This is a genomic window from Streptomyces sp. ActVer, assembly GCF_027270795.1.
Taxonomy (GTDB): Bacteria; Actinomycetota; Actinomycetes; order Streptomycetales; family Streptomycetaceae; genus Streptomyces; species Streptomyces umbrinus_A.
On record NZ_JAPWHT010000539.1, the window covers coordinates 1 to 6,435 of the forward strand.

Consider the following 6,435-nt stretch of genomic DNA (forward strand, 5'->3'; position numbering starts at 1 on the left):
TCGCCCATCGGAACCTGCTGTTCACCGTCGCCTACGAGATGCTCGGCTCGGCCGCCGACGCAGAGGACGTCCTCCAGGAGACCTGGCTGCGGTGGGCGGGCGTCGATCTCGGCACCGTGCGGGACCACCGCGCGTACCTGGTCCGGATCACCACGCGTCAGGCGCTGAGCCGGCTGCGTACGCTCGGCCGCCGCAAGGAGTCCTACGTCGGTTCCTGGCTGCCCGAGCCGCTGCTCACCGCGCCGGACGTGGCCGAGGACGTCGAGCTGGCCGACAGCGTCTCGATGGCGATGATGCTGGTGCTGGAGACCCTGCAGCCCACCGAGCGGGCCGTTTTCGTGCTCCGCGAGGTGTTCGACCTCGGGTACGACGAGATCGCCGAAGCCGTCGACAAGAACGCGGCCGCGGTCCGTCAGATCGCGCACCGGGCACGGGCGCACGTCGCGGCGCGCAGGCCGCGCGGGGCCGTTTCCCCGGCCGAGACCAGAGACGCGCTCGACGCGTTCCAGCGGGCGGTCGAGACGGGCGATCTGCAGAGCCTGCTCGACACCCTCGCGCCGGATGTCGTCCTCCTCGGCGACGGCGGCGGAGTCAAGCAGGCCGTGCTGCGCCCCATCGTGGGGGCCGACAAGGTTTCCCGGCTGCTGGTCGCCGGGCTGGGCAGGGTCGCCGACGCGGTGTCGCTGCGGCCGGCGCAGGTCAATGGCCACCCGGCGCTGATCGTCCGGCTCGACGGCGAGCTCGACACCGTCGTGGCGGTGCGCATCGACGACGGCCTCATCACCGGTCTCTACGCGGTGCGCAATCCCGAGAAGCTGTCACACATGCAGCGGGAGACCGCCCTGCGCCGCTGAGCCAGGGCCCCTCGGAAACCATCTTGAGCGGGCCTGCGAGCCCCGGGCCGGGGATTCACGATCGGGGGCGGGCGCCGGGTCCCAGCCGGGCGGTGACCTCCCTGGGGGTGAGTGTGGAGTGTTCCGCGGAGCACTCCACGACGACGCGGACCGGGGCGTCGCAGGCGGTGTGGCGGACGTCCAGTACGGGGCCCTCGGCGCCGAGGGCGTGGGTCTCGCCCCACTGGCTCAGCGCCATCAGGACGGGCCACAGGTCCCAGCCCTTGCGGGTCAGCCGGTACTCGTTGCGGGAGCGGCTGCCCGCCTCCTGGTAGGGGACGGTCTTCAGGATGTCGGCCGAGACCAGCTTCCGGAGACGGTCGCTGAGGACCGCCTCCGACAGGCCGATGTGGCGGTGGAAGTCGTCGAAGCGGCGGACTCCGTTGACGGCGTCACGCAGGATCAGCAGCGTCCATTTCTCCCCGACCACGTCGAGCGTCCGCCGGACGGGGCAGTTCTCCGTGCTCGCCTCAAGCCACTCCATTCCGCCATCGTAAGGGCCTGGCTTCGTCATTGACAGTCAGGTGAGCCGGCAGTTAGCTTCATTTGTAAAAGTCAGATGGGAAGGCGCCGGATCGTGGGACGAACACGTACGTATCAATGGGAGGACCCCGCGATCCTGGCGGAGGCCGCCGGGCGCATGTCCGGGATCGACTTCCTGCGCGAGCTGCAGGCGGGGCGACTGCCCGCGCCGCCGATCGGTTCCAGCATGGACTTCGCGCTGGAGGAGGTGGAGCCCGGCAGGGCGGTCTTCTCGCTGACGCCGGGCGAGGAGCACTACAACCCGATCGGCAGCGTGCACGGCGGAATCTTCGCCACCCTGCTCGACTCGGCGGCGGGGTGCGCCGTCCAGTCCACCCTTCCGCAAGGCATGGCGTACACCTCGCTCGACCTGACGGTGAAGTTCCTGCGGCGGATCACCGTGGACACGGGAACGGTGCGAGCCATCGGTACGGTGGTCAACCAGGGCCGTCAAACGGCCCTCGCCCAGGCGCAGTTGGTCGACGTGAAGGACCGTCTGCTCGCCCACGCCACCAGTAGCTGTCTGCTCTTTCCGGTGCCGCCCGCTCAGGGGTGAGACTCGGCCTCCGCCTTGGCTTCCGTCTTCGCCTGCACTTCCGCGGGTGCCGGTCCGTGTGGTCGGCCCGTCAGCGGCCGTCGTCGTCGGGCAGTTGGTCGCGCAGGACCGTGCCCAGGGTGATGGGCTCGCGGCCGAGCAGGGCGGCCAGCGTCGGGTCGACGGGGGCGAACTCGCCGGCGCGGCTCGCTGCGAAGATGCCGAGCAGTTGGTCCGCAGCCTCGGCGGGGACGCCGCGGCCCATCAGCTGTTGCCGGAACCGGTCGTCGGGCGCGGTGCTCCTTTTGATCGTGCGGCCGGTGACGTCGGTGGCGATGCGCGCGATGTCGTCGAAGGTCAACGCCTGTGCCGCGGTGAGCGGGGGCGTCGGGCCGTCGAAGCGGCCTTCGTCGGCCAGGACGACGGCTGCCGCCTCGGCGAGGTCGGCGTGGGCGGTCCAGCTGACGGGTCCGTCCGCGGGGAGCGCGACCTCGCCGGACCGCATGGCGTGACCGAGGAACCGCACCGCGCTGGCGGCGTAGAAGCCGTTGCGCAGTGAGGTGAACGGCACGCCGGAGGCGCGCAGCGCCTCCTCGGTGGCGGCGTGGTCGCGGCAGGGCTGGAAACGCGACGAGGCACTGGCGCCCATGTGGCTGGTGTAGAGGATGCGGCGGGCACCGGCCGCGACGGCACCGTCGATCGCGGCGCGGTGCTGCCGCACGGCCTCTTCGCCCATCTTGTCGACGGAAACGATGAGCACTTGGGAAGCGCCTTCGAAGGCGTGGGCGAGGCTCGCGGCGTCGGTGAAGCTGCCTTGCCGCACCCGTATCCCCTGGTCGGCGAAGGTCTGCGCCTTCTGGGGGTCGCGGACGCTGACGCCGACCTGGTCCGCGGGTACGCGGGTCAGCAGCCGATCGACGGTCTGTCGTCCGAGCTGTCCGGTGGCTCCGGTCACGATGATCATGTTGCACTCCAGGAGTCTGGTTCCAGTGGAAACGTAATGAACGTATCACTGATATTAACGGCGGAAACGCATGTGCGGTATCGTTGATATATGCCTCCACGTTCGCGCGCCAGGGACGGTGCTGCCGCCGTTGATTCCGACTCCGACTCCGACTCCGACTCCGACTCCGACTCCGGTTCCGCAGTCGTCGGTCGTGAGCAGACCCGGCAACGCGTCATCGAGGCAGCCGCCGACCTGCTGGCGCGCGAGGGCCGTGACGCCGTCACCACTCGCGCGGTCGCGGTCGCGGCAGGCTTGCAACCACCGTCCATCTACCGTCTGTTCGGCGACAAGGACGGGCTGCTCGAAGCGGTGGCCGAGCATGGCTTCGCCACGTTTCTCGCGGCCAAGCACGTCGACCCGGACCCGCAGGACCTCATCGAGGACCTGCGGGCGGGCTGGGACCTGGCGGTCGAATTCGGTCTGGCCAATCCCGCGCTGTACACGCTGATGTACAGCGAGCCCACGAAGGCCACGTCGGCCGCGTTCAAGGCCGGCATGGAGATCCTGATGGGTCGTATCCGCCGCCTGGCCGCCGGTGGCTGGCTCCGCGTCGACGAGGAACTCGCGGCCGCGCTCATCCACGCCACGGCACGCGGGGCTGTGCTCACCTGGCTGTCCCTGCCCGAAGACCGGCGCGATCCGGCCCTGTTGACCACTCTTCGGGAGTCCATGGTCGCCGCCGTGACCAACCAGGAGCCGGCCGTGCAGGACGCGGGCGCGGCCGGCGCCGCACGCGCCCTGCGCGCCACGCTGCCCGAACAGACGACACTCAGCGGCGCGGAGCAGCATTTGCTGAGGGAGTGGCTGGACCGCCTCGCTTCCGAAGGGTGAGGTGCTCGCCTACGGAGGCCGAGGTGCTCGCCTGCGATGGTTGAGGTGCTCGCTTAGGGAGGCCGAGGTGCTCGCCTGCGATGGTTGAGGTGCTCGCTTACGGAGCATGAGGCGCCATCGCGTGCGGTCTCGGAGGCGCGCAGTGGGGGTGCGTCGAGGGGGTGACCCAGGCGTGGCCCGTCGGTCGATCGCCACCCTCTCGGTGGCGGAGCCCCTGTCCCCGCGGGCTGTCCTGGGTGCGTCGCACCTAGGGAAACGGCGGCCTGGTTGCTGTGCGGGCGCGGATCGAGTCTTGGACCAGAAGCCACTCTGCCCAGACTCGGCGCCTCCCGCGGCGCCTGCGAAGAGCCACCCGAAAGGGGCCCGCCATGAGCACCGACGACACCACCAGCGCCAGCCTTCTCGAACAACTGCGACGCCAGTCCGCCGACCCGGGTCGGCGCATCCTGTTCACCGGCGCCACCATCGTGACGATGGACCCGGAACTGGGCATCCTGCACAACAGCGACCTGCTCGTCGAGGGCGACGCCATCGCCGCGATCGGGCCGAACCTGACCGCCGACGGCGCGGTGGTCGTCGACGCCTCCGGCACGATCCTGGCCCCGGGTTTCGTCGACACCCACCGGCACGCCTGGGAGGCTCAGCTGCGCCGGATCATGCCCGACGTCGACGATCTCGGCGGCTACGTGATGTCAACGCTCGCCGGATACGCCACTGTCTACCGCCCGCAGGACATGTACGTCGGCACCAGGCTGGCTGCGCTGACCGCGATCGACAGCGGTATCACCACGATGCTCGACTTCTCCCACAACTCCCGTACCCGCGCGCACTCCGACGCGGCGATCGAAGCCCTGCGGGACACCGGTATCCGCGGGGTGCACGCCTCGATGGGGCCGCACTTCGGGGAGTGGGACCGCCAGTGGCCGGCCGACCTGACCCGTCTCAAGGACCAGTACTTCAGCAGCGACGACCAGTTGCTCACCCTCCGCTTGGCGACGCTGGCCACCGACGAGATCGCCGGCCCCGTCCTCGCGTACGGCCCCGAACTCGCCCGTACCGCAGCCGACTTGGGCATCGGCGTCAGCGTCGACGCGGTCTTCGGTACGTCCTCCTCGGAGGCCGTGCTGTCCTGGGCCAAGCACGGCATAATCGGCCCCGATGTCACCCTGATCCACGCCACCGGTCTGACCTCCGAGGCATGGAAGGCGATGGGGGAGTCCGGCACGACGGTCGCTCTCGCGCCCACCTCGGACGCACAGATCGGGCTGGAGACGGCGATACCCGCCGTGGACGAGGCGCTCGCCGTCGGCATCCGTCCCGGCCTGAGCATCGACGTCGAAGTCGCCCTCGCCAGCGACATGTTCACCCAGATGCGGGCCCTGCTCGCGATCCAGCGGATGCGCGCGGTCAACGCCGCCTACGGAACCGGCGGCGACCTCTCCCGCATCACCACGCACGACGTCCTGGACTTCGCCACCCTCCAGGGCGCGCGGACCAGCGGCCTCGGCGACGTCACCGGCTCCCTCACCCCCGGCAAGAAGGCCGACCTGCTGGTCGTCCAGGCCGAGGACCTCAACAACATGCCGCTCAACGACCCCATCGGCACGCTGGTGTTGGGCTCCGACGCCCGCAACATCACCGGCGTCCTGGTGGGCGGCCAACCCCGCAAGTGGGACGGCCAGGTTCTCGACGTGGACCTCGCGGCCCTGCGGAGTGAGGTCGGCGCCTCCCGCACGTACGTGCTCAACACACCGGCGAGCTGACCGGAGTTCGGGGTGCTCCTCGGCTAGGCCGAGGAGCACCCCCGTCAGACACGGCCCGGCAACTCGGCACGAGCGCCAGTACCGGCACCAGTACCAGCACCAACATCCAGCAATCAGCGCCACTGACGTGCGCGCTCAACGGAGTCCCCATGTCCGGCCTCAACATCCTCCGCCGATCGCCCACGCCCACCGCGGCAGGCCGATCCGCGTCACCCGAAGCATCGGACCGCTCGCATCGGACCGGCTCGCGGCAGACCCACCCCGGCCGACCAGCAGCCGTACGGCCTCCACGGCCTCCACGGCCTCCACCGTGGCCCTGCTGACCGCCCTCGGTGTCCTCGTCGTGGGCCAGATGTACACCGTCCTGGCCATGCTGACCCCCATGGCCGACTCCTTCGCCACCACCCCGACACAGACGACGTGGACGGCGACCGCGTTCGGGTTCGCCTACGCGGCGGGGTTCCTGATCGCCGGACCGCTCTCCGACCGATACGGTCCCCGGACGGTGATCACCGGTGGACTGGTGGGGGCAACCGTCACCACGCCGGCAGTCAGCGCTGCACCCAGCCTCACCTGGGCGAGCCGAGTCGCATGGCGTACCCCGCGTGGTGGAGTTCCTCGCCCTGGAACTCGCCGAAGGCCCAGAAGCCGAGGTCGTCCAGGTAGTCGATGCGGTCGCCGTCGATCCAGTAGCGGCCCTCGTAGGCGTGTGGGCGGCCGCCCCGGGTCTCGTCGTAGCGGCCGTCGGCCGTGAGCTCCTGGTGCAGGAAGTCGTTCTTGTCGATCCAGACGCCGACGCGCGGGCTGCCGGTCATGTCCCCGGCGGCCGGGATGCCGACCTCGGGCGCGGTGGGGCGGTCGGGGGCGTCGGTGCCGGCCCACAGG

At 70.4% G+C, this 6,435-nt stretch carries 8 protein-coding genes and 1 pseudogene; 5 read left to right on the top strand and 4 right to left on the bottom strand.

Annotated elements, in window-relative coordinates:
• The coding region (locus O3Q52_RS46705; RefSeq protein ID WP_269654551.1) for an RNA polymerase sigma-70 factor at positions 1-854 on the top strand (854 nt) is incomplete at its 5' end.
• Between the two features lie 55 nt (positions 855-909).
• Here O3Q52_RS46705 and O3Q52_RS46710 read toward each other — a convergent pair.
• Positions 910-1,377, bottom strand: a complete 468-nt coding sequence (locus tag O3Q52_RS46710) for a helix-turn-helix domain-containing protein (protein ID WP_269654552.1) — start codon at positions 1,375-1,377, stop codon at positions 910-912.
• Positions 1,378-1,470: 93 nt separating this feature from the next.
• Here O3Q52_RS46710 and O3Q52_RS46715 point away from each other — a divergent pair, with 93 nt between their 5' ends.
• Positions 1,471-1,971, top strand: a complete 501-nt coding sequence (locus tag O3Q52_RS46715) for a PaaI family thioesterase (protein WP_269654553.1) — start codon at positions 1,471-1,473, stop codon at positions 1,969-1,971.
• 70 nt (positions 1,972-2,041) lie between these two features.
• Here the strand turns inward: O3Q52_RS46715 and O3Q52_RS46720 are convergent, their stop codons facing one another.
• The gene (locus O3Q52_RS46720) at positions 2,042-2,914 is read right to left on the bottom strand and encodes an SDR family oxidoreductase (protein ID WP_269654554.1); all 873 of its coding nucleotides are present in this window, start codon (positions 2,912-2,914) and stop codon (positions 2,042-2,044) included.
• 90 nt (positions 2,915-3,004) lie between these two features.
• Between O3Q52_RS46720 and O3Q52_RS46725 the strand changes: the two genes are divergently transcribed.
• Complete coding sequence (locus O3Q52_RS46725; RefSeq protein ID WP_269654555.1) at positions 3,005-3,787, top strand: TetR/AcrR family transcriptional regulator; 783 nt, start codon at positions 3,005-3,007, stop codon at positions 3,785-3,787.
• 368 nt (positions 3,788-4,155) lie between these two features.
• Positions 4,156-5,550, top strand: a complete 1,395-nt coding sequence (locus O3Q52_RS46730; protein ID WP_269654556.1) for an amidohydrolase family protein — start codon at positions 4,156-4,158, stop codon at positions 5,548-5,550.
• Between the two features lie 159 nt (positions 5,551-5,709).
• Here the strand turns inward: O3Q52_RS46730 and O3Q52_RS46735 are convergent, their stop codons facing one another.
• Positions 5,710-5,934 (bottom strand): hypothetical protein, encoded by a 225-nt coding sequence (locus tag O3Q52_RS46735; RefSeq protein ID WP_269654558.1) that lies wholly within the window; start codon positions 5,932-5,934, stop codon positions 5,710-5,712.
• Here O3Q52_RS46735 and O3Q52_RS46740 point away from each other — a divergent pair.
• Positions 5,933-6,079, top strand: a pseudogene (locus O3Q52_RS46740) (MFS transporter); the annotation flags it as partial. The gene O3Q52_RS46735 and the pseudogene O3Q52_RS46740 sit on opposite strands and share 2 nt — an antisense overlap.
• A 40-nt stretch (positions 6,080-6,119) precedes the next feature.
• On the opposite strand, the gene O3Q52_RS46745 reads toward O3Q52_RS46740, so the two are convergent.
• Positions 6,120-6,435: Atu4866 domain-containing protein (locus O3Q52_RS46745; RefSeq protein WP_269654557.1), on the bottom strand; the 316-nt coding region annotated here is incomplete at its 5' end.

Excerpts from the sequence above, each read along its gene's own strand:
- O3Q52_RS46710 (WP_269654552.1), bottom strand. The coding sequence starts at position 1,377 with ATGGAGTGGCTTGAGGCGAGCACGGAGAACTGCCCCGTCCGGCGGACG.
- O3Q52_RS46720 (WP_269654554.1), bottom strand. The coding sequence starts at position 2,914 with ATGATCATCGTGACCGGAGCCACCGGACAGCTCGGACGACAGACCGTC.
- O3Q52_RS46725 (WP_269654555.1), top strand. The coding sequence starts at position 3,005 with ATGCCTCCACGTTCGCGCGCCAGGGACGGTGCTGCCGCCGTTGATTCC.
- O3Q52_RS46730 (WP_269654556.1), top strand. The coding sequence starts at position 4,156 with ATGAGCACCGACGACACCACCAGCGCCAGCCTTCTCGAACAACTGCGA.
- O3Q52_RS46735 (WP_269654558.1), bottom strand. The coding sequence starts at position 5,934 with ATGGGGGTCAGCATGGCCAGGACGGTGTACATCTGGCCCACGACGAGG.